This is a genomic window from Alteriqipengyuania lutimaris, assembly GCF_003363135.1.
GTDB lineage: Bacteria > Pseudomonadota > Alphaproteobacteria > Sphingomonadales > Sphingomonadaceae > Alteriqipengyuania > Alteriqipengyuania lutimaris.
Genome location: NZ_QRBB01000001.1, coordinates 368,865 through 393,450 on the forward strand (window position 1 = coordinate 368,865; position 24,586 = coordinate 393,450).

Annotated in this window: 24 protein-coding genes and 1 tRNA gene; 9 read left to right on the top strand and 16 right to left on the bottom strand. The window is 64.2% G+C overall.

Annotation, left to right across the window (positions count from 1 at the left end; translation table 11 throughout):
- Nucleotides 1-8 precede the first annotated feature (8 nt).
- From DL238_RS01755 to DL238_RS01765, 3 genes are read left to right on the top strand one after another with little or no spacing between them, the layout of a single operon-like run.
- Nucleotides 9-2,573, top strand: coding sequence for a helicase-related protein (locus DL238_RS01755; RefSeq protein WP_199801338.1), 2,565 nt, complete (start codon nucleotides 9-11; stop codon nucleotides 2,571-2,573).
- On the top strand, nucleotides 2,570-4,438 hold the full coding sequence (drmB, locus tag DL238_RS01760; protein WP_147290974.1) for a DUF1998 domain-containing protein: 1,869 nt from the start codon (nucleotides 2,570-2,572) through the stop codon (nucleotides 4,436-4,438). The genes DL238_RS01755 and drmB overlap by 4 nt, the downstream gene beginning before the upstream one ends.
- Nucleotides 4,439-4,455: 17 nt before the next feature.
- Nucleotides 4,456-6,144: an NERD domain-containing protein gene (locus DL238_RS01765; protein ID WP_181883784.1), complete on the top strand. Its 1,689-nt coding sequence runs from the start codon at nucleotides 4,456-4,458 to the stop codon at nucleotides 6,142-6,144.
- 34 nt (nucleotides 6,145-6,178) lie between these two features.
- Here DL238_RS01765 and DL238_RS01770 read toward each other — a convergent pair whose 3' ends face one another.
- From DL238_RS01770 to DL238_RS01780, 3 genes are read right to left on the bottom strand one after another with little or no spacing between them, the layout of a single operon-like run.
- On the bottom strand, nucleotides 6,179-6,598 hold the full coding sequence (locus DL238_RS01770) for a very short patch repair endonuclease (protein WP_115490691.1): 420 nt from the start codon (nucleotides 6,596-6,598) through the stop codon (nucleotides 6,179-6,181).
- Nucleotides 6,599-6,600: 2 nt separating this feature from the next.
- Nucleotides 6,601-7,569, bottom strand: coding sequence for an HNH endonuclease (locus DL238_RS01775; RefSeq protein WP_115490692.1), 969 nt, complete (start codon nucleotides 7,567-7,569; stop codon nucleotides 6,601-6,603).
- Between the two features lie 2 nt (nucleotides 7,570-7,571).
- Nucleotides 7,572-8,636, bottom strand: coding sequence for a DNA cytosine methyltransferase (locus DL238_RS01780; protein WP_115490693.1), 1,065 nt, complete (start codon nucleotides 8,634-8,636; stop codon nucleotides 7,572-7,574).
- 249 nt (nucleotides 8,637-8,885) lie between these two features.
- Here DL238_RS01780 and DL238_RS15895 point away from each other — a divergent pair, with 249 nt between their 5' ends.
- On the top strand, nucleotides 8,886-9,158 hold the full coding sequence (locus DL238_RS15895) for a hypothetical protein (RefSeq protein WP_147290975.1): 273 nt from the start codon (nucleotides 8,886-8,888) through the stop codon (nucleotides 9,156-9,158).
- Nucleotides 9,159-9,479: 321 nt separating this feature from the next.
- On the opposite strand, the gene DL238_RS01785 is transcribed toward DL238_RS15895, so the two are convergent.
- From DL238_RS01785 to DL238_RS01800, 4 genes are all read right to left on the bottom strand, one after another.
- A complete protein-coding gene (locus DL238_RS01785; RefSeq protein WP_115490694.1) occupies nucleotides 9,480-9,650 on the bottom strand; it encodes a helix-turn-helix transcriptional regulator in 171 nt (56 codons plus the stop codon).
- A gap of 73 nt (nucleotides 9,651-9,723) precedes the next feature.
- On the bottom strand, nucleotides 9,724-10,371 hold the full coding sequence (locus DL238_RS01790) for a hypothetical protein (RefSeq protein ID WP_147290976.1): 648 nt from the start codon (nucleotides 10,369-10,371) through the stop codon (nucleotides 9,724-9,726).
- A gap of 40 nt (nucleotides 10,372-10,411) precedes the next feature.
- Nucleotides 10,412-11,686 (bottom strand): tyrosine-type recombinase/integrase, encoded by a 1,275-nt coding sequence (locus DL238_RS01795; RefSeq protein ID WP_115490696.1) that lies wholly within the window; start codon nucleotides 11,684-11,686, stop codon nucleotides 10,412-10,414.
- A 236-nt stretch (nucleotides 11,687-11,922) separates the two neighbouring features.
- A tRNA-Leu gene (locus DL238_RS01800) sits at nucleotides 11,923-12,009 on the bottom strand.
- A gap of 228 nt (nucleotides 12,010-12,237) precedes the next feature.
- On the opposite strand from DL238_RS01800, the gene DL238_RS01805 reads away from it, so the two are divergent.
- On the top strand, nucleotides 12,238-13,188 hold the full coding sequence (locus DL238_RS01805; protein WP_115490697.1) for a complex I NDUFA9 subunit family protein: 951 nt from the start codon (nucleotides 12,238-12,240) through the stop codon (nucleotides 13,186-13,188).
- Here DL238_RS01805 and DL238_RS01810 read toward each other — a convergent pair.
- From DL238_RS01810 to DL238_RS01830, 5 genes are all read right to left on the bottom strand, one after another.
- Nucleotides 13,185-13,676, bottom strand: coding sequence for an NfeD family protein (locus DL238_RS01810; protein ID WP_115490698.1), 492 nt, complete (start codon nucleotides 13,674-13,676; stop codon nucleotides 13,185-13,187). The two genes, DL238_RS01805 and DL238_RS01810, sit on opposite strands and share 4 nt — an antisense overlap.
- The gene (locus tag DL238_RS01815) at nucleotides 13,673-14,710 is read right to left on the bottom strand and encodes an SPFH domain-containing protein (protein ID WP_115490699.1); all 1,038 of its coding nucleotides are present in this window, start codon (nucleotides 14,708-14,710) and stop codon (nucleotides 13,673-13,675) included. The genes DL238_RS01810 and DL238_RS01815 overlap by 4 nt, the downstream gene beginning before the upstream one ends.
- Nucleotides 14,711-14,859: 149 nt before the next feature.
- Entirely contained in the window at nucleotides 14,860-15,042 is a 183-nt protein-coding gene (locus DL238_RS01820) for a hypothetical protein (RefSeq protein ID WP_115490700.1), read from the bottom strand.
- A gap of 160 nt (nucleotides 15,043-15,202) precedes the next feature.
- A complete protein-coding gene (locus DL238_RS01825; RefSeq protein WP_115490701.1) occupies nucleotides 15,203-16,081 on the bottom strand; it encodes a dienelactone hydrolase family protein in 879 nt (292 codons plus the stop codon).
- 73 nt (nucleotides 16,082-16,154) lie between these two features.
- A complete protein-coding gene (locus tag DL238_RS01830) occupies nucleotides 16,155-16,805 on the bottom strand; it encodes a YceI family protein (RefSeq protein WP_115490702.1) in 651 nt (216 codons plus the stop codon).
- A gap of 214 nt (nucleotides 16,806-17,019) precedes the next feature.
- Here DL238_RS01830 and DL238_RS01835 point away from each other — a divergent pair, with 214 nt between their 5' ends.
- Complete coding sequence (locus DL238_RS01835) at nucleotides 17,020-18,150, top strand: WD40/YVTN/BNR-like repeat-containing protein (RefSeq protein ID WP_115490703.1); 1,131 nt, start codon at nucleotides 17,020-17,022, stop codon at nucleotides 18,148-18,150.
- Here the strand turns inward: DL238_RS01835 and DL238_RS01840 are convergent.
- Together DL238_RS01840 and DL238_RS01845 are read right to left on the bottom strand one after the other, a co-directional pair.
- Nucleotides 18,147-19,163, bottom strand: a complete 1,017-nt coding sequence (locus DL238_RS01840) for an NAD(P)H-dependent flavin oxidoreductase (protein ID WP_115490704.1) — start codon at nucleotides 19,161-19,163, stop codon at nucleotides 18,147-18,149. The two genes, DL238_RS01835 and DL238_RS01840, sit on opposite strands and share 4 nt — an antisense overlap.
- 40 nt (nucleotides 19,164-19,203) lie before the next feature.
- Nucleotides 19,204-20,028, bottom strand: a complete 825-nt coding sequence (locus DL238_RS01845; RefSeq protein ID WP_115490705.1) for a LytTR family DNA-binding domain-containing protein — start codon at nucleotides 20,026-20,028, stop codon at nucleotides 19,204-19,206.
- A 165-nt stretch (nucleotides 20,029-20,193) separates the two neighbouring features.
- On the opposite strand from DL238_RS01845, the gene DL238_RS01850 reads away from it, so the two are divergent.
- Both DL238_RS01850 and DL238_RS01855 read left to right on the top strand, forming a co-directional pair.
- A complete protein-coding gene (locus DL238_RS01850) occupies nucleotides 20,194-20,739 on the top strand; it encodes a DUF2306 domain-containing protein (RefSeq protein ID WP_115490706.1) in 546 nt (181 codons plus the stop codon).
- Between the two features lie 201 nt (nucleotides 20,740-20,940).
- On the top strand, nucleotides 20,941-21,279 hold the full coding sequence (locus DL238_RS01855; RefSeq protein ID WP_115490707.1) for a UrcA family protein: 339 nt from the start codon (nucleotides 20,941-20,943) through the stop codon (nucleotides 21,277-21,279).
- A 23-nt stretch (nucleotides 21,280-21,302) separates the two neighbouring features.
- Here DL238_RS01855 and purT read toward each other — a convergent pair whose 3' ends face one another.
- The gene (gene purT, locus DL238_RS01860; RefSeq protein ID WP_115492712.1) at nucleotides 21,303-22,460 is read right to left on the bottom strand and encodes a formate-dependent phosphoribosylglycinamide formyltransferase; all 1,158 of its coding nucleotides are present in this window, start codon (nucleotides 22,458-22,460) and stop codon (nucleotides 21,303-21,305) included.
- A gap of 10 nt (nucleotides 22,461-22,470) precedes the next feature.
- Complete coding sequence (locus DL238_RS01865; protein WP_115490708.1) at nucleotides 22,471-23,760, bottom strand: aspartate kinase; 1,290 nt, start codon at nucleotides 23,758-23,760, stop codon at nucleotides 22,471-22,473.
- A gap of 53 nt (nucleotides 23,761-23,813) precedes the next feature.
- On the opposite strand from DL238_RS01865, the gene ubiG reads away from it, so the two are divergent.
- Nucleotides 23,814-24,554 carry a bifunctional 2-polyprenyl-6-hydroxyphenol methylase/3-demethylubiquinol 3-O-methyltransferase UbiG gene (gene ubiG / locus DL238_RS01870; protein WP_115490709.1) on the top strand — a complete coding sequence of 247 codons (741 nt, stop codon included), beginning with the start codon at nucleotides 23,814-23,816 and terminating at the stop codon, nucleotides 24,552-24,554.
- The last annotated feature ends 32 nt before the right edge of the window (nucleotides 24,555-24,586 follow it).

Genomic DNA, 24,586 nt, shown 5'->3' on the forward strand with positions numbered 1-24,586 from the left:
AGGGGCTGGTGGCGAGCGAAGAAGCGTCTTTCTTCCAATTCGCCGCAGATTTCCGCTGCTCGGACGGCTGTCGGTTCGTGCCGCGCCGCGCCTCGTTTCGCGGCAATGACGAAGATGAACGCGTCGCCGACCTGATCTACCGCGACTGCGCCGAATATGCTGTCGGCCATACCGCTTCGGCGTCCTGGTCGCCTAAAACCGCGCCCAATCAGGTCTCGCTGACATGGATGCCGGAAGCCGTCGTGCAGGGAATGGACGCTTCAGGCGATGCGCTGCTGCGCGACCGGATCGCGGCCACGTCACTCGGCCGGCTGCACGGCCTCGAGCTCGCTCTTGCCGAGGATGCGGCGCTGTTCGAAGCGCTCGACGCGCTTGCGCAAGGTTACGAAAACTGGATCGACGCGCGCGACACGGAGGTTCCGGGGCTGCCATCGGCGTTGCAGCATCAGGCGCGTGATAACCTTGCGCGCTGCAGGGAAGCGGCAGGAAGGATACGCGACGGTATCGCCTTCCTGCGTAAGGACCGCATGGGATTGACGGCATTTCGTCTCGCCAACCGTGCGATGTATATCCAGGCCGCCTGGGCAGCTAAGCGTCCGCAGGCGGCGGCGGACACGGACCCGAACGCGTTTAAATTCGAGTGGCGGCCGTTCCAGCTGGCCTTTGCGCTGATGTGCCTTCCCTCGGCCGCCGATCGCGGACATGACGATCGCGGCATATTCGACCTTATCTGGTTCCCGACCGGCGGCGGCAAGACCGAGGCCTATCTTCTGCTTTCGGCTTTCGTCCTGTTCCATCGCCGCTTCACCCACGGCGCGCGGGGAGCCGGGGTTAATATCATCATGCGCTACACACTGCGCACGCTGACGGTGCAGCAGTTCCAGCGCGCAGCGGCCTTGATACTCGCCTGCGAGACCCTGCGTTTGACCGGCAGCGAAGATTTGGGTGCCAAGCGGTTCTCGATCGGACTGTGGGTTGGCGGCGACAGCACGCCGAACCGCTTCGCCGATGCCGCCGAAGCGCTGCATGACTACGACGCGAAATCGACGCCGCGGCAACTGACGAAATGTCCCGTCTGCGCAAGCGAACTCGAATGGAGCAGCGACAAGCCGCGCCGGCGCATCGAATGTCGATGCCCCTCGGAAAGCTGCCGTTCCGCGCGGCCCGAAGGCGCGGTCCCGGTCATGACCGTCGACGATGATCTCTATGCCGAACCGCCTTCGCTGCTCATCGGCACGGTCGACAAATTCGCGCAGATCGTGCGCAAGGCGGAAAGCGGCGCGCTGTTCGGAACGAACGGCGCGGTCGAGCCGCCGGATCTCATCATCCAGGACGAGCTGCATCTGATCGGAGGGCCGCTGGGTTCGCTCACCGGGCTTTATGAAGCCGCGATCGACCGGCTTTGCAGCACGCCCAAGGGACCGCCGAAGATTGTCGGATCGACAGCGACGATCCGTCGGGCCGACGAACAGGTGCGCGCCGTTTTCAACCGCAGCGCGTTTCAGTTCCCGCCGCCCGCCCTCGATTGGTCGAATTCCTGCTTTGCCAAGGTGCGCGACGACGACGGGCGTCTTTACGTCGGATTGACGACGGCCGGGCGGTCGGAGAAGTTCGCCCTACAGGCTGCGTCGGCGTCGCTGCTGCAGGCCGAAATCGACCCCGCGGCGCACGGCAATCCCCACTTCGACGCCTACGCGACGCTGGTCGCCTATTTCAATTCCTTGAAAGTGCTCGGCGGTGCGCTGGTGCTGATGGAAGACGACGTTCGCATTACGATAGACGCGCTGGCATCGCGCAGGGGCGAGAAGGCGCGCGAACTCGGCAATCCCGAAGAACTGACGAGCCGCAAGGCATCCTCGGAAATTCCCCTCATTCTCGACCGCCTCAATCTCAAGCATTCGGATCCTGAAGCGGTCGATGTCCTGCTCGCCAGCAACATGCTCAGCGTCGGCGTCGATATTCCGCGCCTCGGGCTCATGCTCGTGAACGGACAACCCAAATACATGGCAGAATATATCCAGGCGACGAGCCGCGTCGGGCGCCGCGAGCCGGGCTTGGTGGTGACTCTCTTCAACAACAACAAGATCCGCGATCGCGCGCATTTCGAGACATTCGCATCGCGCCATGCCGCGCTCTACCGCTCGGTCGAACCGTCGAGCGTTACGCCCTTTGCGCCGCGCGCACGCGACAAGGCCCTGCATGCCCCGCTTGTCGCCTTGGTCCGCCACCTTATCAATCCGACCGCCGCCGCCGCCGCGGTCGCCGACCGTGCACAGGTAATGCAGCTGGTCGAAGAAATCATCGACCGTGTCCAGGACGTGGATTCCGGCGAGGTGGCGCAGGCGCGGACCGAGCTCACGCGCTTTGTCGACGCCTGGATCGAAGCGGTCGGCGACGGCCGGATCAAGAGCTATTGGGATGACCGCAGGCTGCAGACGAGTCTGCTCATGTCCGCCGAAGAGGCGGCTGCCCGGCGCGCGACCGGCAAGGCCGATGCGGCTGCCGTGCCGACGCCCAACAGCGTGCGCAATGTCGAGCCCGGGGTGGATTTCCTCATGAAGGAACGTGTGTGAGCCGCAACAATCATCTGGGTAAGGTAAGGCGGGGGCAGGTTCTCGGATACGGTCCAGGCGCGGTGATCGACTTCCGTGCAGGCGCCAAGGGCGGCGGGCCGGTTTCCGTCATTGCCGCGTCGCTCGACCGCTGGGAGCAGACCGCCAAGATCGCAGGCGGCCTGAACGATCCGCATGTGCTGCGCGAAGCGCGGCTCGAGAAGGTCCTCAACAAAGGCCATTTCCGCCTGCCGCCGGTCGACGATGCCGGACGCGATGCGGCCTTCCCCAACCGCTGGCTCAACGGCTACCGGTTTCCGGCGTGGCTGCAGTGCCCGAGCTGCAAATCACTCAAGCTCGCGGGCAAATGGGCAAAGGAAATGGGCGACCCATCGCGCTGGTGCGCGCGCTGCTCGAGCGACGAGCGGCGGGTCTTTGCAGTGCCCTCGCGTTTCGTGACGGCCTGCGAAAACGGCCATATCGATGAATTCCCTTGGGTCCGATGGCTGGCCATGCGCGGCGGACAGCCGCTCGCCTGCCTGTCGGACAGCGATGCCGAAGCAGGCGAAGAGGGTTTCAAGCAGTGCCGGCTGCGGCTCGAGAGCGTCGGCGGATCGGGCATCGAGGGCCTGCGCGTGAGCTGCTCGGCCGAAGGGTGCGGCGCTTCCGCCTCAATGGCGGGCGCGTTTTCCTCCAAGGGTCTCGAAGGCCACAAATGCTCCGGCCGCCGCCCTTGGCTGACCGACGACCGCGAGCCGTGCACCGCACCGCCGCGAACATTGCAGCGCGGGGCATCCAATCTCTATTTCCCGGTCACTTATTCAACGCTCAGCATCCCGCCCTGGACCGATGCAATCCAGCAGGAACTCAATGCCTATTGGGGCGCGCTGCGCGAATTGAGCTCCGATATGCGAGAGACGATGATCGCCAGCCTGGCTGCGACCAACGCGTCGATGCACAATATGTCCGTCGACGAATATGCGGCGGTGATCCGCGAACGCCTCAAACTGGACGAAGAAACGACGCTTGATACGCTACGCTTTGAAGAGTTCATCCGGCTCGAGCGCGATGCTGAAGGGGGCGACTTTCAGGTCAAGCAGGAAGCGGTCCCCGAGGAAGTGCAGCCCTATATCGCCAGGTTAGGCCGGGTCGAGCGCCTGCGCGAAGTGCGAGCGCTCACCGGGTTCAAACGCATCTATCAGAACGCATCGGTTGATGAGCCCGGCCGCGGCCGGTTCGGCGACTTGTCGCTTGCCCCTCTGCCGTGGCTTCCCGCAATCGAGGTGCGCGGCGAAGGTATATTTGTCTCGCTCAAAAACGAGGCGATTGATGCCTGGCTCGCCAATCCGGAAATACACGAGCGCGCCCGCTTGGTCGAGGAAGCTCGCGCCGCGGAATACGAGCGCATTCACGAAGATGAGAGCGTGGGTGATCCGATCACGCCGACATTCCTCCTCGTCCACTCGCTCGCCCACGCCGTAATCAAGCGCCTGTCGTTCGAATGCGGCTACGATGTCGCGTCGCTTCGCGAACGGATTTATGTCGGCGACAAACCGCGCATGGCGGGGTTCCTCATCTACACCTCGACCAGCGATGCCGACGGGACACTCGGCGGTCTGGAGCGTCAGGGACGGGCCGATCGTTTTATTCCGGTTCTCGCTTCGGCAGTGCGCGACGCATTCTGGTGCTCATCCGACCCGCTGTGCCGGACCGGCGTTTCCAGCCTTTCTGAAAGCATGAACCTTGCGGCCTGCCACAGCTGCCTTCTGCTGCCCGAAACCTGCTGTGAAGAGGGCAACCGCTATCTCGACCGCTCGATGCTAGTCGGCGACGGCGTGGGCGGGATGAAGGGCTTTTTCGATTCCTTCATCGAAACGGACGGTTGAGGCCGATGCCTGCGCGGATGATCCCGCCGATGCTCCCGCCCGAGATACGCAGAGATCCGAAGCGCAGCGGCGAAACGGCGGTCTATGACCTGCTCGCGGAAGATCCGATGCTGACCGGTGCGACGGTATTCTACTCCTGCGAATGGGTCGGGCTGGACGGCGGACTGCTGCGCGACGGTGAAGCCGACTTCGTCATCGCCCATCCGCAAATTGGTTTTCTCGTGCTTGAGGTCAAAGGCGGCCGCGTCCAGCGACGGGTGGCCGACGGAAAATGGACAACCAAGAACCGCGACAACGAGGTTTTCGAGATCGAAAACCCTGTGCGTCAGGCGATGAAGTCAAAGAAAATCATTCTCAATGCCCTGAAGGAGCGCTGGCCCGGCAATGCGCCGTGGCTTTCGGCGAGGCACGGCGTGATCCTGCCCCATTGCAGCAGACCCGCCAATGTCGCACATATGGGCGCAGCCGCTCCGCTTGAAATTTTCGCGTTCCGCGAAGACTTGCCCAATCTCGGCGCGCGCCTGCTTCAGATGATGGTTTGGAAACCCGACGGAGAACGGGAGACTTTGGGCGGCCTCGGACCAGCGGGTATCGCCATGCTCGAGGACTTTTACGGACGCGACATCGATTTCACACCGCGCCTGTCGTCGGTTATCGACGAATGCGAGGCGGCGATCGAAAGGCTGACTGAGACGCAATACCGCTACCTCGATTTCCTCGGAATCACGAAACGCGCGCTTATCCAAGGAGGCGCGGGTACCGGCAAGACCGTCTTGGCGGCGGAGAAAGCGCGGCGCGCCGCCCGGGCGGATCGGCGGGTTCTCATGCTGTGTTTCAATCGGCCGCTCCTGGTGCAGCTTCGCACCGAGCTTGAAGGCAGCCCCGCCTCGGTCGCGACGTTTCACGAATTCTGCGCCCGCATGTGTCTAGAGAAGGGCATTGATCTCAATTCCGAGCGCATGGCTTGCGAGGAGCAGCATTTCTGGTCGGTCCGCCTGCCCGAACTGCTCACCGACATCGGGCTCGATATCCCGCCGGAGCAATATGATGATCTCATCATCGATGAGGGACAGGACTTCAAGTCGGCCTGGGTCGAAGCTCTCCGCCTGTTTCTCGACCCCGAGGGCTCACTCTATGTCTTCCGCGACGATTTCCAGAATATTTACAGAGGCGATGATGCGGCCGCGGCAGTGCAGGCTGAACCGCTTGAGCTGACCGAGAACGTGCGCAACACTCAAGCGATTTTCCGTGCCGGAAGTGTCTTTCGACAAGGCCGCGAACAGACATGCCTCGGGCCGGAAGGCGCGCCTGTCAGCTGGGTGCCGTGCAACAAGGACCAGACCCTTCGAATAGTCGAAAGGGAATTGGGCCGACTGCTGACGGCGGACGACATCGCGCCTGGCGATATTGCCGTGCTGTGTGGCTGCGGTGCCGAAATGTCGGTCCTTCGGAAGGCGCCGACCTTGGCGGGGCGGCATTGGACCCCTGCCGACGAGCCTGCCGAAGATCGAATCATTGTTGACAGCATCATGCGGTTCAAAGGTCTTGATCGGCCGGTCGTAATCCTCTGCGAAATTGAGGAGATCGATGCGGAAGTCGCCTATGTCGGCCTGACGCGTGCCAAGAGCCATCTCATCGTAATCGGCGATGAAGCGACTGTAGACCGGCTGGGCCGCAATGACGCCGCAAAAGCAGCATTGATCTAGATCAGCAACACGCGTTGCTTGATACTGCTTAGACTTACTCCGGATTGTTTCGCTCAAGAATGTCGCGCAGGCGCTCACTGAGCGTTTCAGCATCTCGCGTTTCGCATTCCCAGATCACTTCAGGCTGCCACCCGGCCGCGCGCAGAGCTGCTGCCTGCTCGGCATCGCGTTCAACCGTTCGTGCGAACTTCGATTCCCAGAATTCCCTCCGCGTTGAGGGCATGGATGCGCGAGGACAATTTTCGTGACGGTGCCAGAAGCAGCCGTGCACGAAGATCGCCAGGCGGTTCTTGGCGAGCACGATATCGGGTTTGCCCGGAAGGTCCTTGCGGTGCAGGCGGAAGCGTCTGCCGAGTGTGTGCAGCGCGTGCCTAACCGTCAGTTCCGGTCCGGTGTCCTTGCCCTTGACGCGACGCATGTTCTCGCTGCGCCGCTCCGGATCGAGATGGTCCACAGCTAGAGTTCCAGCGTCAGGCGACCTGCGTGGACCTGGTCGTGATGGACGTTGCACAGCGTGACGAGATTCTCGCTGCTGTTTTCGCCTTTGTCCGCATGCGCCTTGAGATGGTGCAGTTCGAGGAATTTGCGCGGATCGTCCGGATTGAGCTGGTCGCGCGTCCATCCGCAGACCTTGCAGGCGAAGTTGTCGCGGATCAGGACTTCGACGCGTACGTCGTCGGGGATGCGCCGATCATGTTCGGGCGCCTGCTTGTCTTCTTCGAGAATATAAGTTCCGACCGGGAGATCCGACCGGCCCTGCATCCTGGTATAGATCGGCCAGCCGTCTTCGGTCCTCAGCTCGCGCATTCGTCGCGCCCATTCGCTCTTGTCGCCCGCGAGGTAACGCAGCTCCTCGATCGATACTGCGCTGCCGACATTTGCCCGCATATATTCGAGCAGCCGCGCTTTTACCGACAGCCGCTTCTTGCGGATGGTGTTCAACACGTTCCAACGCAGCGCGGCTTCGCGGTCCTGTTCCGGACTGATCAGCACATATTGGTCGGGCCGCAACGACAGCGGATCGGCGCCAAGCGCGGCCTCAAGTTCTTCGACCGTCTCGGGCTCATCTTCGGCCAGATCCTTGAACGTCACGCCGCTGCAGATCGACCAGCCGAACTGCACCCTCAGTTCGCGCAGGCGGCGCGCCCATTCGCCGATCCCGGCGACGACCAGCAGTTCGTCCCCCTCAATCACCTGCAGCGGATAGCGCTGCAGATAAACGAGAATACGTTCGCGCGCCGAAGAGGCCAGTTCGGGCGGGATGAGCGATTTGCCCAGATCGCGCACGGCGTGGAAGGCGGGGATCAGGCTGCGCACCTGCGCGCGCAGATCGTCGTCATCGATGCGCTCGAGAAATGTGTCGAGCAGATGCTTGATCTCATCGACAGTGCGCGCCGGGTCATGCACGGCTGTGCGCCTCGCCATAGTCAGGCGGACTTGGCCATTGGCGCCAGAAGATCCGCAACCATCCGCGCGATCGACCCCGCCAGCGCAGGCGGAACGGCATTGCCGATCTGGCGGGCGATTCCGACCTTGCTGCCGCAGAATTTGAAATCATCGGGGAAGCCCATCAGTCTCGCTGCCTCCCGATGAGTGATCGGGCGATGCTGCGTCGGATGCAGGTAGCGACCCTTTTCGGGTTTGTAGAACTCGGTGCGGATCGTGACCGAAGGTCTGTCCCACCAAAGCCGCCCGAACAGGTCGGTGCCGCCTGAGGTCTTCCTGATCCAGCAGTTCGGCGTGATCTCGGGCGCGTTGCGCTGCAGGTCGAAACGATTGCCGCCCGGCGGAACGGCCTTGTAACGGGCGATGCTCTTCTCGGTGGGATTGCGGCGGATATGCAGGTCGAGCGGCGCTTCGCCCTTAATCTCGGTTCGGCGCGGCCGCGGCAGATCGCCAATCGCGTCGCGCACGGTCAGCCAATGGGGTAGGTTACTGTCACTGCCCGGTTCAGCATGCGAGCGCAACGGAGGGAACTGCGGTTGCCAAGCGCCCGGCTTCCATCCGATGACGATAGTCCGGCGGCGGGTCTGCGGCGCACCAAAATCCGCAGCGTTGAGAATGGCGGCGTCGGTCCGGAAGCCGTCAGATTCTGCTCGTGCGCGGATGTCATCGAGCTCGGGCGAGCGAAAAAGTTCGGCGACGTTCTCCATAATGAAAACGCGCGCACCCGAGCGGGCGGCGACATCGAGGAATGGCTCCCACAAAGCGCGACGCGCATCACCGTCGCGCTTTTTGTTCAGCAGGCTGAACCCTTGGCAAGGCGGCCCGCCTATTACGACGTCAGCCTGCGGAATGTCCGCATCGAGCAGCCATGTTTCAATGTTTCCGCAAACGGCTTCGCCTGAGAAATTGGCTTGATGCGTTGCGATTGCCGCCTCGTCATTATCGACAGCAAGTACACACTCGAAACGGCCGCAAAAGCGCGGATCGACGAACCCGAGCGACATTCCGCCAGCACCACTGAATAAGTCGATCACTTTCCACGCCATAGCTCAAACCTTCTGTCATGTTGGATTCCGGCGCGCAACGGCACTCGGCAAGAACATAAATAGAACATAGTGGGTAGCCCAGTTGGCAGTCAAACGATCTTTGAAACGAGTTCTCGTCATAGGTTCTTTGCCCCGCCCAACTTGAGGCTTGGCTGACGACAGCCCAAGTCAGAAGATTGCAATCGCTCGGAAATTATTGGTTAGCTCGGGCTATTCTCGTACACTCAAGCGCTACCCTCTGCTTGATGCATGACAGTCAGCGAAATTCCGGTGCCCTTCATGAGCCCCCCCCTTGAAGTTTCGACCACGGAAGTTTTTTTGCCCCCCGCCGGTGTCTTCGCGAAAACCACCAAGGTTTTCGACGCCCCCCCGGCACTACCAAGCCTAGCTCGCAAAAAACTCGACATCCAGGTGGCGTTTCTCGGATTGAAATTGTGGTATTTCAATATGTTGCCAATGCACGACGTGCTTGCACCCCTATTGCCCCCACTCTTCCAGCCGCCCTTTCGCAGAAATTATTGATCATCTAGAAGAGCCAAGCTTCTGAATTTACAGCATAAGATTGGGTCGAAGCGGCGGTGCGCGCTTGGACACCCCCCCTCCCTAATTTCGCGGGCAGAATTTCGTAAGACCCCCGCCGGTGTCCGGTCTCAAATCCCAGGAGTTTTGCCTACCCCCCCCGGCTATGGGCCGTGGATACCGAAATGGCTTTGGAGTCGGGCCAACGACAAAGGGGTTAGTCCTAGGCCAGTCATCGCTGAGCGGCGGGCCCTCGAGTTGGATAGGCCCCGGCCCGTGGCTCGAGCACTTTGCTCGTCGGTAGCCACTCAGATATCGCTGCCTCTATGAGCGGGCAGCGATCCGAGCTTCGATCCACTCCTCAACCTCAGCTTCCACCCAGGCAACGCCGCGTGCACCTAAGGGAACCCGCGCAGGAAACGTTGCGTCGGCGTAGAGCCCGGAGCGCGAGAGCCCCGTTTTCTCCAAAACCTCAGGAAGTCGAATGAGTCGCATGAACCGATCCTTTTTAGTATCGGTCCGAGAGGGTATTCAGATGTCCTATGAATACCACAAGAGTCCTGGGGGGCTATCTAAGTTTTGCGACCCTTTGATCCCCGGATCTGAGCGCGTCCTTTACGGCCGAGCGGATGTCGATCTCGTGCCGCAAGGCGAGACCGTCGAGGGTCAAGGTCGTGAGCCTAGTCAGTTCCGGCTGGAACTTCTTATCCCACTCCCGACCCGCTAGGCGAAGCTGGAGCGCAAGCTTCACGACTAGGTCCGGCATTGGATGCGGGAGGCTCCGCGCATCAATCCCAGATGCGTGTGACGATAGCTCGTCTGTTCTTGTGAGGAGCGCTTCTACCATCTCACTGGCGCGCTCGTGCAGCGACGCGCTACCTGTAGAGGACTCAAGGTAGCCCAGCGAACGGCGAGCGGGCTCGCGACACGCCTCCAAAGCCTTGCGCAATCTCTCTGCAGCGGCAGAAACACCGCAGAGATCGTCGCGCCAGCCGACAAACCCATCCCGGTTGGATCCTCGCTTTGACCACGCGGATTCAAATTCCTTGGCCGCCAAATCAACCCATGTGAGATCAAGCTCAGGCCACAACGCGACCATCTTCTCGCGTGAGGTTTTGGAGATACGCCAGTCATCGTAAACGTAGCCGCCGGGCCCTTCGCGTTGTAAAAGCTTATCAGCGCTGGGATTGCCACTTGAGGGTATCTCGAAAGCCACGCCCTCTTCGTAAGGCTCTGAGCTGAAGAGTCGAGATGCGCTAACCTTGGTAGCGCTGCCGCCGGCTTGCCAGGTCGACCACGTTTCCAGCGGCGTCGAGCGACGAACCGCCATATTGAATGACCTCACCCCCATCTCGAAGTTGGTCGAGGTAAGTGCTCCACCATTGGTGCATGTCGACCCGTTCCTGCCAGTAGCTTGCGCGGTTGTAGGTTCCGCGCACAGCGTTCCGATCGGTATGCGCGAGCGACCGTTCGATTGCGTCTGGATTGAACTTGCCACTTTCATTGAGCAGCGTGGATGCAGTCGAACGCCAGCCGTGCGAAGTCATCTCGTCCTTTGAGTAGCCCATTCTACGCAGCGCTTGGTTCATGGTGTTCTCACTCATTGGTCGGCGCCGTGTGTGAAAGGCTTCGAATGCGTAGCCGTCAGGACCGGTCAGCTCATAGAGTTCGCGTAGATATGCGATCACTTGCCGCGTGAGGGGCACCATATGGGGTTTGCGCATCTTCATTCGCTCAGCTGGAATACGCCATTCCGCCTTTTCGAAGTTGAACTCGTCCCATGTTGCCATGCGCAACTCTCCAGGACGGGCCATGACATGCGGTAGGATCTGCAGAGCGAGGCGCGTTATTAGGTGACCGTCGTATTCGTCGATCGCGCGAAGCAGGTCCGCGACCTGCTCGGGTTTCTCAAGCGCCGCGTGATGCTTCGGCTTAGGGCTCTTTAAGGCTCCCTTGAGGACGGCAGCCGGATCGTTTTCAGCCCGTAATGTGGCAACCGCGTAGCGAAAAACGCGACTCACAAAAGAGCGACATCGCCTCGCCGTTTCGAACTTGCCATGGGCTTCGATGCGTCGAAGGGCGGCAAGCACGTCGGCAGGCCGGATCTGGCCAACAGGAAGCGGATGCAGCGGCTTGAGCTCGTCGAGATACCAAAGGGCCTTCTTGATGGTCTGTTGCGATAGCTCCTCATCCACCATCTTCTTTTCAATAAATTCGCGCGCTACCGATACGAAGGTGGTCTCTGCAGCGAGCGCCGCAACCAATTTGGCTTGTCGACGCTCAATCGCAGGATCCTTCCCTGCAGCGACGAGTGCACGCGCCTCATCACGAAACTTGCGAGCCTCCGCGAGCGAGACATCCGGATAGCGGCCAAGAGATTGTCGCTTTTCGACGCCGTGAAGACGGTATTTGACCCGCCATAGTTTCGAGCCATTGGGCATCACCTCGATGTAGAGCCCGCGCTCGTCAGCACGCTTATAGGGTTTCTCTGTAGGTTTGAGATTGCGCAAGGCGATATCGGTGAAGGCCAACGTCCTATTCCCTTTTCGGAGCCAGCCGAGAACTAGAGATTACAGCCAACCCAGTTTTGGGGGCAACTCAGGGTTCAGAGGCAGGTTCAAAATCGCCTACTTGCCCCCAAGCTGCCCCCAAAACTGGCTTGGCTGCCCTGATATCTCACTGGACATTCCAGGACTAACAACCCCTCGAAACTGGCAGATTTCTGCGGGTTTGTCGAGGCATCTTGGGATGCACTGGAATGGAAAAGTGGTGCCCAGAAGAGGACTCGAACCTCCACGACCTTGCGATCGCCGCCACCTGAAGACGGTGCGTCTACCAATTCCGCCATCTGGGCACACAGGGGCAGCGCGTCACGTTTGCGCTCGCCCGGGGTAGGGGCGGGCCATTAGCGAAGGGCGCCCTGCCCTGTCAACGCATTTGGCAGGCAATCCGCCATGGACGTGAGGGCGGTCTTGCAGCGCTGGCCGCCATCCGGCAAAGCGGCGACCATATTTCGGCTGGGAAAGCGCGTGCCTTCGTGCCGGTGCGGTTCAGCCCATGCTCGCAGGAAAGGCCCGATAACATGCCCATCACCAATCCGCTCGCCGACAAGCTGGTGACGATCTTCGGCGGAAGCGGGTTCATCGGCCGCCACGTCGCGGAAGACCTGCTGCAGCACAATGCGCGCGTCCGGATCGCGAGCCGCAATCCCGAAGAGGCCTTCTCGCTCAAGCCGCTCGCCAAGCTGGGCCAGCTCCAGTTCGCCCGCTGCAACCTGCTCGACGAAACCAGCGTGCGCGCCTGTGTCGAGGGCAGTCATGCGGTGGTCAACCTCGTCGGCAGCTTCGAGGGCGACCTGATGAAGCTGATGGGCGAGGCGGCCGGCGCGCTCGCCAGAGCGGCGAAGGAAACCGGCGCGCAGAACTTCGTCCAGATCAGCGCGATCGGCGCGGACCGCGATGGCGAAAGCGAGTACGCGCGCGCCAAGGCGCTGGGCGAGGAGCTTGTGCGCGACGCCTTTCCCGGCGCGACGATCCTGCGCCCCTCGATCCTGTTTGGGCCCGATGGCGGCATCCTCCAGATGTTCGCCGGACTGATCTCCAGCTTACCCGTCCTGCCCGTCTTCGCGCCCGAAGCGCCGCTCCAGCTGGTGCATGTGGACGATGTGGCGGCGGCGATCGCCAAGGTGCTGGTCGAGCCGGCGGTCCATGCCGGCAAGACCTACGAGCTTGCCGGGCCGGATCGCTGGACGATGCTCGACCTGAACCGGAGAATTGCAGGGGCCCAGCGGCGCAAGCGCACCTTCCTGCCCATGCCGGACCGGGCGAGCGCGGCCTTCGCCGCCCTGCCGGGCACGCCGATGAACAAGGACCAGTGGCGCATGCTCCAGCAGGGCAGCATCGCCGACGGGAGCCATCCGGGTCTGGACGCGCTCGGCATCCAGCCGCGCCCGCTCGAACTGGTGATCGACCGCTACATGGTCCATTTCCGCAAGCATGGGCGCTTTGCGGACAAGCTGGATACGGCGCGCTAGCGTCCCGCCGCCGGTTCGCTGCCGTCCGAAGGGGCCTTGTCAGCGATCAGGGCGATCGGCTCGACCAGCAGGATCGCACCGTCATTGCCGCTGATCCTTACGCGTTCGCCCGCGGCGGTGTCCGGCCCGCGCGCGATCCATTCGCTGTCGCCCACGCGCACCCGCCCGCTGCCGCTTTCGATCGGCTGCACCACTAGGGCAGTCTCGCCTACCATACGCCCGCCGCGCTGGTTGAGCAGCGGGTCCGAACTCACGATCGGCTGATCGCGCAGGTAGCGGCGCGCGCTGTAGACCGAGATCAGCGACAGGCTGACGAAGCTGATGATCTCCAACGGCCAGCCGAAGTCGAACAGGAAGCTGAGGCCCCCGGTGGCGAGCGCGGCCACCGCGAGCCACATGAGGTAGACGCCCGGGGCCAGCAGCTCGAGCGTTGCGAGGGCGAGGCCCAGCGCCAGCCACAGCCAGTAATTGTCGATCCCGTCGATCACGATGGGTCGCCGCTGCCCGTGCGCGGAACTCCGCTGCCCGACATGGGCGTGCGTTGCCGTTCCCGGGTCACGGGATCGCGTCCGCCGGAGAGCGGCACGCCATTATCGGGCGCGTTGCTGTCGCCCGGTTGCACCGCGCCGCGCACCAGCTCGCCGATGCCGCCGAGCGAGCCGATCAGCTGCGTCGCCTCGACCGGGAACAGGATCGTCTTGGCATTGGGGCTGTCGGCGAACTTGCCGATCGCCTTGGTGTATTCCTGCGCGACGAAGTAATTGATCGCCTGTTGGCCGTTGCTGGCGATCGCGTCCGAGACGAATTGCGTGGCCTTGGCTTCGGCCTCGGCCGCACGTTCGCGCGCTTCGGCGTCGCGGAAGGCGGCTTCGCGCTTGCCTTCGGCTTCGAGGATGGCGGACTGCTTGGAGCCTTCGGCGCGCAGGATGGCGGACGTCTTGTCACCCTCCGCCTCGAGAATTTCGGCGCGCTTGAGGCGTTCCGCCTTCATCTGCCGTGCCATCGCCTCGGAAATGTCGCGCGGCGGACGGATGTCCTTGATCTCGACCCGGGTGATCTTGATCCCCCAGGGCGACGTCGCGTGGTCGACCACGCTGAGCAGGCGCGCATTGATCTCGTCGCGCTTGGACAGGGTTTCGTCCAGATCCATGCTGCCCATGACGGTGCGCAGGTTGGTGGTGGTGAGCGCCATGATCGCATTGTTCAGGCCAGAGACCTCGTAGGCGGCCTTGGGCGCATCGAGCACCTGGAAGAAAACCACCGCGTCGACGCCGACCATCGCATTGTCGGCGGTGATGATTTCCTGACCGGGAATGTCGAGCACCTGCTCCATCATGTTGATCCGATGGCCGACGCGGTCGAACACCGGAAAGATGATGGTCAGCCCGGGCTGGGCCGCCTTGGTGAATTTGCCGAAACGCTCGATCGTGTAGACGTAGCCCTGCTTCACCGTCGTGACGGCTGCCATCACGAACACGAGCAGCAGGAAAACCAGCAGACCCAGTGCGATTGCCAAACCCATTGCGACCTCTCCCTAGATAGATCGCAAGTCTAGCCCGCGCGGCTCGCCCGGCCAAGGAAAACCGGATGCGCAGGGGCGCGAGGCGCACGAAAAAAGGGGCCGCCTCGCGGCAGCCCCTTCTTGAATACGTTCACTGATCGGTCTGGCGATCAGGCGCTGACCGCATCGTCGTCATCGTCGGTAAGTTCGATACCGGCAAAGATCGCGCCGGCGACGAGGGCGATGACTGCCAGCTGGCTGATCCCGGCCGAGCCGCCCAGTTCCGATTCACCGCCGACCGGAGCGGTCGTACGTGCGGTTTCGGCGTGTGCGGCGATCGAGCCGCCAGCCATGAGAAGTGCCGCTGCCGCGACGAAAGTTTTACCAAAACGCACAAGTTGTCCCCTAATCAAAAAACAATTTCGTTGCCGTTTTGCATGGGCTCGGCGCCGAACGCAAGCCCATCAATTCAATTGCTTCGGGCACGTCACATTCGCGCAACAGGTCCGGCGGTCACAGCGCCGCGTCGTACAGCGCCATCAGATCCGCATAGGCACGCTCCGCCGCGGCTTCGTCGTAGGCCGGGCTGTCGGGCACGGTCCATCCATGGTCGCCCGCGTAGACTTCGATCTTGGCAGGCCGCCCCGCTTCGGCGGCGGCTTCGCGCAAGATCGTCTTGTGATCGGGTGCTTCGGCATCGTCGTCCTGCGCGATTGCCACGAGGTAGCGCGCCTGCGTATCGTCGAAGGTGCGATGCGGGCTCAGCGGATCGTCGTCCCGCACCAGCCCGCCGCCGTGGAAGCTCGCCACGCCCTTGATGCGCGAGGGAACGGCCGCAGCAGACCAGAAGGTGAAGGGCCCGCCCATGCAGTAGCCCTGCGTCCCGATGCCGCGCGACGTATCGACCTCCGGCTGCGAGTCCAGCCAGCCGACCGCCGAGGCGGCATCGGCCATGATCGCTTCGGCGTCGAGCTTGCCGCGCCACGGGCGGACCTTCTGGAAACCGTCATTGCCCGCGAAATCCGCGAAGTCGGTAAATTGCTGACCGGACACGTCGCGGTAGTAGGGATTGACCACCAGCACCGCGTAGCCCCGCGCGGCGAGCCGGCGTGCCATGTTGCGCTTCGCCTCGCGCAGGCCCGCGATGTCGGGCCAGAAGAGCACGGCAGGCGACGGGCGCGAGACCGGCGCGACGAAAAAGCCGTCCATGGTCCCTGCGCTGGTCGTGAAGCTGACCTGACGCTCGCTCAGCGCAGGGGGCGCGATGGCGCCATCCCCGCTGGCGCCCATCGGCGCGCACGCGCCCACCGCGGCAACGCCGGTCAGCAGACCGAACTGCCGCCGGTTGAGCCCGTCCTTCGCCCAGCGGGCCAGTTTCGCTTCATCGCACATGTGCATCCTCCCCCATTCATCCGACGAGATGTCGTTCGGCTCTTACGTCGCCCGGTCGTGCCGGGTTACGCGCCTAGCGCTTTTCGAACGCGACGGTGATTTCCAATTCGACCTCGTCGCTCACCATCGGAACGGCATATGCGACGCCGAAGGCCGAGCGGTTGATGGTCGTTTCGCCCTGGAAGCCGATCGTCTCGACATCGCTCATCGGATTGGAACCCGCGCCGGTGAACTCGGTGTCGATCACGATCGGGCGCGTCACGCCGTTCATGGTCAGGTTGCCCCTGACCATGGCCGAGGTGCCGTCCTCACCCAGCTCGACCGAGGTCGACTGGAAGCGCGCCATGCCCGGTTCGGGGCCGAAGAAATCGGGCTCGGCACCGTCCTTGCCGGGGCGCAGCAGGTGATCGCGCAAGCCTTCGCTCACCACCGACAGGCTCGTGATCGGAAGGCTGACATCGACCACCGCTTCTTCGGGATTGGCGGGATCGATGGTGAGCGTGCCCTCGGCATCGCCGAAGAGGCCGAAATAGTCGTTGAAGCCGAAGTGATCGACCGTCCAGCCGACCAGCGTGTGCGCCGGGTCGGTCTGGTACGTCCCGCCACTGACGCGGCTTACGTCGACCTGTCCGGGCAGTTCGGGCGCGCTGTCCTGCAGCGCGAGGGCGGGGACGGTGGCGGCCCCGACAAGGGCTAGAACGGCGGCGGATTGATAGGTGCGCACGGCTGACTCCCGGAAATGATGTTCGTGAAGAAGTGGGAACGCATTCCCCTGCTCGACCTTTCAACCCTCCCGCTTCCCGCGCGTTCCGGAAAAATTGTTCCGAGCCTCTGCTAGGCCGAGACCGGATGCGCCTGCCCGGCCCCGATCGCCAGACCACGTGACAGCCCGGTCATTGCGATATAGCATCGACCCTTCGGCTACGAAGGGACGCGATATGAAGGGTTTGCACGGATTGGCGCTGGCGGCGGCGCTGGGCATTGCCGGAGGCTGCACACCGATCGCACAGGCTCCCGATGCTGTCGGCAGCCCGTCGATTTCTGCCGCAGCCGAGCTCGATCTCGCGGACTGGACGACGTTCGCCACCGAACCCTACCAGGGCAAGCGCGACGCGGTGAGCTTCGTCGATCGCGATCACGGGTGGTACGGGACCGGCGCCGGCGACCTCTTCCGTACGACCGACGGCGGCGCTAGCTGGCAGAAGATCGCGAGCAGGCCCGGTACCTTCGTGCGCAGCGTCGCCTTCCTGAACCGCACGACCGGCTTCATCGGCAATATCGGCACCGACTACTATCCCGGCGTGACCGACGAGACTCCGCTTTACCGGACCGACGATGCGGGCGAGACGTGGACCCGGGTCGACACGGGCGATGCGACGATCAAGGGCGTGTGCGCGATCGACGTGGTGGAGGCGCAGCGCATCCATCAGGGCCGGCTGGTGCCCCGCACGGTCATCCATGCCGCCGGGCGCGTGGGCGGCCCCGCGGGCATCCTGCGCTCGGTCGATGGCGGCGCGACCTGGACCATGATCGACCTGTCGGACCAGGCGGGCATGATTACCGACATCGCCTTCATGGATGAAAATGTCGGCTTCGTGTTCGGCTCCAGCAACGCCAACGTCCAGCTCTCCGAAGGTATCGTGCTGCGGACCGAAGACGGCGGGCGGACCTGGTCGGAGGTCTACCGCTCGGGCCGTCCGGGCGAGATCATCTGGAAAGGGCATTTCCCGAGCTTTGAGACCGGGTTCGGGACCGTGCAGAGCTACGATGGATCGAACGCGCAACAACGCGTCATCCGCACCCGGGACGCAGGTGCTACCTGGGAGGAGCTGAACCTCGTGCAGGATGCCGCGGCGCGCCAGTTCGGGATCGGCTTCATCGACGAACGGCGCGGCTTCGTGGGCACGATGAAAGGCGGCTTCGCGACCAACGATGGCGGCGAGACGTGGCGGAGCGTGCCGATCGCGCAGGCGGCCAACAAGTTCCAGATCCTGCGCGGCGAGGAAGAAGGGCGCGTCTACGCCATCGGCACCCAGCTGCAGGCGCTCGACTTCGCCTACGCGCGCTAGCGGCGGGTCAGCGCCTCTTCGCTTTCGGCCATCAGCGTCGCAATGATCTCGGCCGCAGGTTCCTCCGCCTTGACCATGCCGACCGACTGGCCGGCCATCAGGCTGCCGTTCTCGACATCGCCGTCGATCACCGCGCGGCGCAGCGCGCCTGCCCAGTAATGCTCGACCTGCAACTGCGCCTCCTGCATCGCGATCTCCTCGCGGTCTAGTGACCCTGCGATCTCGCGCTGCTTCGAGGTGAACTCCTCGGTGCCCTTGTTCTTGAGCGCGCGCACCGGGATCACCGGCAGGCGCGCGTCGACCTGCACGCTGGCCACCGCGTCGCGGGCCGATGCGCGGAAGAAGGCCTTCTTGAAGTTCTCGTGCGCGATGCTTTCGGTCGCGCAGGCGAAGCGCGTGCCGAGCTGCACACCGCACGCCCCCATTTCGAGGTAGCCGGCGATCGCAGATCCGCGGCCGATCCCGCCCGCGACGAACACGAGATGCTCTTTGCTCAGCTCGGGCAGGATTTCCTGCGCCAGCACGCTGGTGGAGACCGGGCCGATATGGCCGCCTGCCTCCATCCCTTCGATCACCAGCGCATCCGCGCCGCTTCGCAACAGCTTCTTGGCCAGCGCGAGAGTAGGCGCGAAGCAGATCACCTTGGCGTGGTTCTTGCCGCCCTTGATCGCCTCGACGCTGCCCTTGGGCGGGATGCCGCCTGCCAGCACCACGTGCGTGACGCCGTGCCGCTCGCACACCGCGATCAGGTCGAACAGATCCGGATGCATCGTGATCAGGTTCACGCCGAAGGGCTGGTCGGTCAGCTTCTTCGTCTCGGCGATCTCGGTATCGAGCAGGTCGGGCGTCATCGCACCGCAGGCGATCACGCCGAAGCCGCCCGCGTTGGAGATCGCGGAAACGAGGTTGCGCTCGCTCACCCAGCTCATCGCGCCGCACAGGATCGCGTGCTTGCTGCCGAGGAACTGGGTGCCGCGCGCCATCAGCGCGTCTGTCTTGGGAGTGTTGCTCATGCCAGCGCGGTTACGAGCGTCGGGCGCGGCGGGCAAGCGCCTAGAACCAGCCTGCCTGCTTCAGGTCCGCAACCTTCGCGCGCGCAACCGGCGCTTCCAGCCCGCCGGGCAGCACGAGGCGGATATTGCGCCCGTCGCGGGTCACGTCCTCCACCGCGTGGCGCGCGACCCACCAGCTGCGATGGACCTGCTCGCCCTCGATCCCCGCCAGCTCGCCCACGGCATCGCGCATCCGCATCAGGATCAGCTCGCTGCCGAGCGCGGTGTGTGCGCGCACGTAGTGGTCTTCCATTTCGAGCGCGATCAGGTCGCTGCCGAGGTGCGCGGGCAGGCGGTCGAGGAAGCGGGGCTCCGGCGGAGGGACGGCAGCGGGCGCAGGTTCGGGTGCAGGCGCAACGGCTGAGGTGGCGGGCTGCGCGGGCGGCGCGGGCGGCGGGGCCTGTTTGGATCGCTCGATCAGATTGAACAGAACGGTGATGCTCGCGCCGATGACCAGAACGTTGAAATAGGCTTCGAGCGCCTGCTCCCCGGTCGGCATCGGGACGGGGCGCGGCCAGAAGCCGATGGCCCAGACGATCGCCGTCATCGGGATGGTCGCGATCAGGCAGCCGGCGATCCACAGCCCGATCTCGGGCAGGTGCAGCATATGGTGCAGCCGGTCGACCACCCAGCCGATCGGGTTGTAGACCGCATAGCCGACCCAGGCGAAGAGCAGCCAGCTAGGAAGCCGCACCGCGAGCGGAGCATCGGCGCTGCCGAACGGGCCGATCAGCGCGAGGATCACGCCGACCACCGTCATGACCGACAGGTCGATCAGCAGCTTGCGCGCGAAGGGGTGCGGGCCGGTGGATGCGTCGTCGCTCATCGCCTGCGAACCTAGCGCCCGTTCGCGCTTCGTAAAGTGGCACGGCAGCGCAAATGCGCCATTTCGCGAAGGTGCGCGACACGCCGCGCAAGCCGCGTTGCGCACCAACGGGCGGCTGGCAGAACAGGCTCATCGAACGCCACACCGGCCAACCGGAGACACAAGATGACCAGCCTCGCCGCCTCCCTGCCCTTCTCTTCGCCCCGCTCCCGGCGCCCCGCCCGGTTCGATATCGGGCCGGTTACGCGTACGATCGTCGGCCTAGCGTGCTTTACGATGACCTTCGCCTGCGTCATCGCGCTGGGTAAGGCCGCGCTCGGCATGGTCGACAACCTGCAGCACTACGCCAAGCTGCCGATCATCATCCATGTCGCGACCGTGCTGCCCGCGATCCCGCTGGGCGGCTACCTGCTGCTGGCACCCAAGGGCACGCCGATGCACAAGATGCTGGGCAAGGTGTGGCTGATGCTGATGCTGGTGACCGCGACCAGTGCGATCTTCATCCAGTCGACCGGCGGCTTCAGCTTCATCCATCTCTTCGTGCCGATCACCTTCCACGCGGCATGGAGGGTCGTCGCCACCGCGCGCAAGGGCGACATCGCGGGGCACAAGAAGCAAATCGTGCTGATCTACCTGACCGCGCTGATGATCCCCGGCATCTTCGCCTTCGTGCTGCCCGGCCGCCTGATGAACGTGATGCTGCTGGGCTGATCCTGGAGTTAGGCGCGCCGGTCGCCGGTCGGACAAGGCGCAACAGATGAAACTTGTGACGGAGAAAATATTGCATTGTCACAGAAGATTATTTCCTCAGTCCGCAACTTGTCACCAAACTTTGCAAGAGGGGCCGCGGCGGCCGATCGCCCCCCAAGGGTCGGCCGCTTTCGATTTCGACGATAGGAAAGGCGCTGCCCCATGTTCACTCGTATCGTTTCTTCCGCTCTCGCCCTCTCGCTCATCGCGGGCGCCACCCCCGCAGCCGCGCAAACCAGCCGTGTGGAGGTCGCGTTCGGCGATCTCGACCTGACCAGCGAAGCCGGTCGTGCGACGCTCGACACCCGCCTCCAGGCCGCGGCACGCAAGGTATGCGGCGGTCGCATCAATGCCCGCGATCTGGGCTCCCGGCAGGCCTACCGGACCTGCGTCAACGAAGCGAAGCTGGGTTACGAGCCGCAGGTCCGCATCGCGCTGTCGCGCGCAGGCGAGACAACCACGGTCGCCGTGCTCACCTCCGGCCTGCGCAATCCGGCCTGAGCAGGCTCCGGCTGCGCGCACGCTCAGCCGTAGCTCATCCTGACCTTGCCCGCTGCCTCCTGCGCGAGGCGGCGGGCTTCGTCCGTATCGCCCGCCGTGGCCAGTGCGACGCCCATCCGGCGGAAGGGCCGCGTGACCGGCTTGGCGAAGATGCGGAGGTCGCAGCCATTGGCCATCGCCTCCGCCAGCCCGTCGAAGGAGACACTCTCGCTCTCGCGGTCGGCGAGGATCACCGCACTGGCCGCAGGGCGCGCGCGGATCTTCTCAGGCACGGGCAAGCCCATCGCCGCGCGGGCGTGGAGGTCGAACTCGGTCAGGTTCTGGCTGACCAGCGTGACCATTCCGGTGTCGTGCGGCCGCGGGCTGAGCTCGGAAAAGATCACCTCGTCTCCGCACACGAAGAACTCGACCCCGAACAGGCCGTGGCCGCCCAGATTGTCGACGACCTTGCGCGCCATCTCCTGCGCTTGGCCCAGCGCGGCCTCGCTCATGCCGTGCGGCTGCCAGCTTTCCTGGTAGTCGCCACGTTCCTGCCGGTGCCCGATCGGCGGGCAGAAGGTGATGCCATCCTTATGCCGCACCGTCAGCAGCGTGATCTCGTAATCGAAGTCGATAAACTGCTCGACGATCACCCGCGCCCGGTCGCCGCGCATATTGGCCACGGCGTAATCCCAAGCGGCCTCCAGCCCATCGGCGTTCTGCACCGTGCTCTGGCCCTTGCCCGAGGAGGACATGACCGGCTTGATGACGCAAGGGAAACCCGTGTCGCCCGCCGCCGCGCGCACTTCGTCGAGGCTGGTCGCGTAGCCGTAGCGCGAGGTCCGCACGCCCAGCTCCTGCGCCGCGAGGTCGCGGATCGCATCGCGGTTCATGGTCAGCTGCGCGGCGCGCGCGGTCGGCACGACATGCACGCCCGCCGCCTCGACCTCGGCCAGCACCTCGGTCCGGATCGCCTCGATCTCGGGCACGACATGGTCGGGCTTATGCTTCTCGATCACGTTGCGCAGAGCATCGCCATCGAGCATCGAGAACACTTCGCGCGCGTCGGCCAGCTGCATCGCGGGCGCATTGTCGTAGCTGTCGCAGGCGATCACGTAGGCGCCCAGCCGCTTGGCCGAGATAACGAACTCGCGCCCCAGCTCACCCGAGCCGAGCAGCAGGATCTTGGCAGTGTGGCTCACGCCGCCAGCCTCAGGCCGCGTCTTCCGCATCGAGGCCGTAGGCGGTGTGGAGCACGCGCACGGCCAGTTCGGTCTCGTCCTCGTCGATCATCACCGAGACCTTGATCTCGCTGGTGGTGATCGCCTGGATGTTGATGCCCCTGTCCGCCAGCGCGCGGAACATGTCGCTCGCGACGCCCGCGTGGCTCTTCATGCCGACGCCGACGACGCTGATCTTCGCGATGTGGCTGTCGGTGATGATCCGGTTGTAGCCGATCGATTCGCGCTTGTCCTCCAGCAGGGCCTGCGCGCGCGCGAGGTCGGTCTGCGGGATCGTGAAGGTCACGTCGGTCTCGCCCTTGTCGCGGCCCACGTTCTGGATGATCATGTCGACATTGATGCTAGCCTCGGCCAGCGGGCCGAAGATCTCCGCCACCGCGCCCGGCTTGTCGGGCACGCGGGTGAGGATGATCTTGGCTTCGTTCTTGTCGTGCGCGATGCCGGTGACGAGCTTGCGTTCCATAAGTCCCTCTTCGACCATCCGCTCCATTTCGTCCTCGGAGACGATCAGCGTGCCCGGCAGGTCGTCTGCGGGGGTCGCGTTGTCGTCCACGAAGCTGGAGAGAACCTGTATCCTGACGCCTTCCTTCATCGCGAGGCTGACAGAGCGGGTCTGCAGCACCTTCGCGCCGACGGAGGCGAGTTCGAGCATTTCCTCGTAGGTCACCGCCTTCAGCTTGCGTGCCTTGGCGACGATGCGGGGGTCGGTGGTATAGACCCCGTCTACGTCGGTGTAGATGTCGCAGCGGTCGGCCTTGACCGCCGCCGCCACCGCAACCGCGCTCGTGTCCGAGCCGCCGCGCCCCATCGTGGTGACGCGCCCTTCCGCGCTCAGCCCCTGGAAGCCCGGAATGACGGCAATGGTGCCCTCGGCCATGCTCGCGAGCAGCGCATCGCCGTCGATCGCATCGACGCGTGCCTTGGCATGCGCTTCCACCGTACGGATCGGCAGCTGCCAGCCGAGCCAGCTGCGCGCCTTTGTGCCGAGCGATTGCAGCGTGAGCGCGAGCAGCCCGCTGGTCACCTGCTCCCCACTGGCAACGACGACGTCGTATTCCGCCGGGTCGTACAGGGCGTGCGCCTCGCGCGCGAAATTGACCAGCCGGTCGGTCTCGCCCGCCATGGCCGACACGACGACCGCGACCTCGTTGCGCCCGCCATCCCTGGCAGCCGCCTGCTTGCGCACGATCTGCGCAACCCGGCGAATACGCTCGGTCCCGGCCATCGACGTGCCGCCGAATTTCATCACGATCCGCGCCAAGGGATAAGCTCTCCTCGCTGGTGCCCTTTCGGGCGCGGTGTTAGGGAGCGGGGATGAGCGATGCAACAGCCCAGAAGGCGACAACGATCCGCCCCGAAGAAGCGAGCCATTTCGGCGCGCTGGCCGCCGACTGGTGGGACCCGAAGGGATCGTCCGCCATGCTCCATCGCCTGAACCCGGTGCGGCTGGGCTTCGTGAGGGACGCGATCGACCGGCACTGGGGCGGCGATATCGAGGACGCGCGGCCGCTGGCGGGCAAGTCCGCCGTGGATGTCGGCTGCGGCGCAGGGCTGCTGTGCGAGCCACTGACGCGGCTCGGTGCGCAGGTGACGGGCGTCGACGCCGCGCCCGAGAATGTCGCGGCGGCGAGCGCGCATGCGCAGGCGGCGGGCCTCGATATCCGCTATGTCGCGGGCGAGGTGGGCGCGCTGGACCTCGGCAGTTTCGACCTCGTCACCGCGATGGAAGTGATCGAGCATGTGGCGGACAAGCCCGCTTTCGTGGCCGCGCTGGCAGGCAGGCTTGCCGATGGCGGGCTCCTGATCGTGTCGACGCCCAATCGCACGCTCGCGAGCCGCGCGCTGCTGGTCGGGGCAGCGGAGGCCGTGGGCGCGGTGCCGAAAGGCACGCACCACTGGGACGACTTCGTGACGCCCGAAGAGCTGACCGACCTGCTCGGCGCGGCGGGCCTGACCGTCACCCAGACCCGCGGCATCGCCTGGCGGCCGGGCAAGGGCCTGCACCTGTCGGACGATACCGGCCTCAACTACATTCTGGCGGCGCGGCGGGGGTAGCCAACCTTTTCCTACAAAAACCATTCGTGCCG

Coding starts and splice junctions, on each gene's coding strand:
- DL238_RS01765 (WP_181883784.1), top strand. CDS start 4,456: ATGATCCCGCCGATGCTCCCGCCCGAGATACGCAGAGATCCGAAGCGC.
- DL238_RS01775 (WP_115490692.1), bottom strand. CDS start 7,569: ATGGCGAGGCGCACAGCCGTGCATGACCCGGCGCGCACTGTCGATGAG.
- DL238_RS01780 (WP_115490693.1), bottom strand. CDS start 8,636: ATGGCGTGGAAAGTGATCGACTTATTCAGTGGTGCTGGCGGAATGTCG.
- DL238_RS15895 (WP_147290975.1), top strand. CDS start 8,886: ATGACAGTCAGCGAAATTCCGGTGCCCTTCATGAGCCCCCCCCTTGAA.
- DL238_RS01785 (WP_115490694.1), bottom strand. CDS start 9,650: ATGCGACTCATTCGACTTCCTGAGGTTTTGGAGAAAACGGGGCTCTCG.
- DL238_RS01805 (WP_115490697.1), top strand. CDS start 12,238: ATGCCCATCACCAATCCGCTCGCCGACAAGCTGGTGACGATCTTCGGC.
- DL238_RS01815 (WP_115490699.1), bottom strand. CDS start 14,710: ATGGGTTTGGCAATCGCACTGGGTCTGCTGGTTTTCCTGCTGCTCGTG.
- DL238_RS01820 (WP_115490700.1), bottom strand. CDS start 15,042: ATGGCTGGCGGCTCGATCGCCGCACACGCCGAAACCGCACGTACGACC.
- DL238_RS01825 (WP_115490701.1), bottom strand. CDS start 16,081: ATGTGCGATGAAGCGAAACTGGCCCGCTGGGCGAAGGACGGGCTCAAC.
- DL238_RS01835 (WP_115490703.1), top strand. CDS start 17,020: ATGAAGGGTTTGCACGGATTGGCGCTGGCGGCGGCGCTGGGCATTGCC.
- DL238_RS01840 (WP_115490704.1), bottom strand. CDS start 19,163: ATGAGCAACACTCCCAAGACAGACGCGCTGATGGCGCGCGGCACCCAG.
- DL238_RS01845 (WP_115490705.1), bottom strand. CDS start 20,028: ATGAGCGACGACGCATCCACCGGCCCGCACCCCTTCGCGCGCAAGCTG.
- DL238_RS01850 (WP_115490706.1), top strand. CDS start 20,194: ATGACCAGCCTCGCCGCCTCCCTGCCCTTCTCTTCGCCCCGCTCCCGG.
- DL238_RS01855 (WP_115490707.1), top strand. CDS start 20,941: ATGTTCACTCGTATCGTTTCTTCCGCTCTCGCCCTCTCGCTCATCGCG.
- ubiG (WP_115490709.1), top strand. CDS start 23,814: ATGAGCGATGCAACAGCCCAGAAGGCGACAACGATCCGCCCCGAAGAA.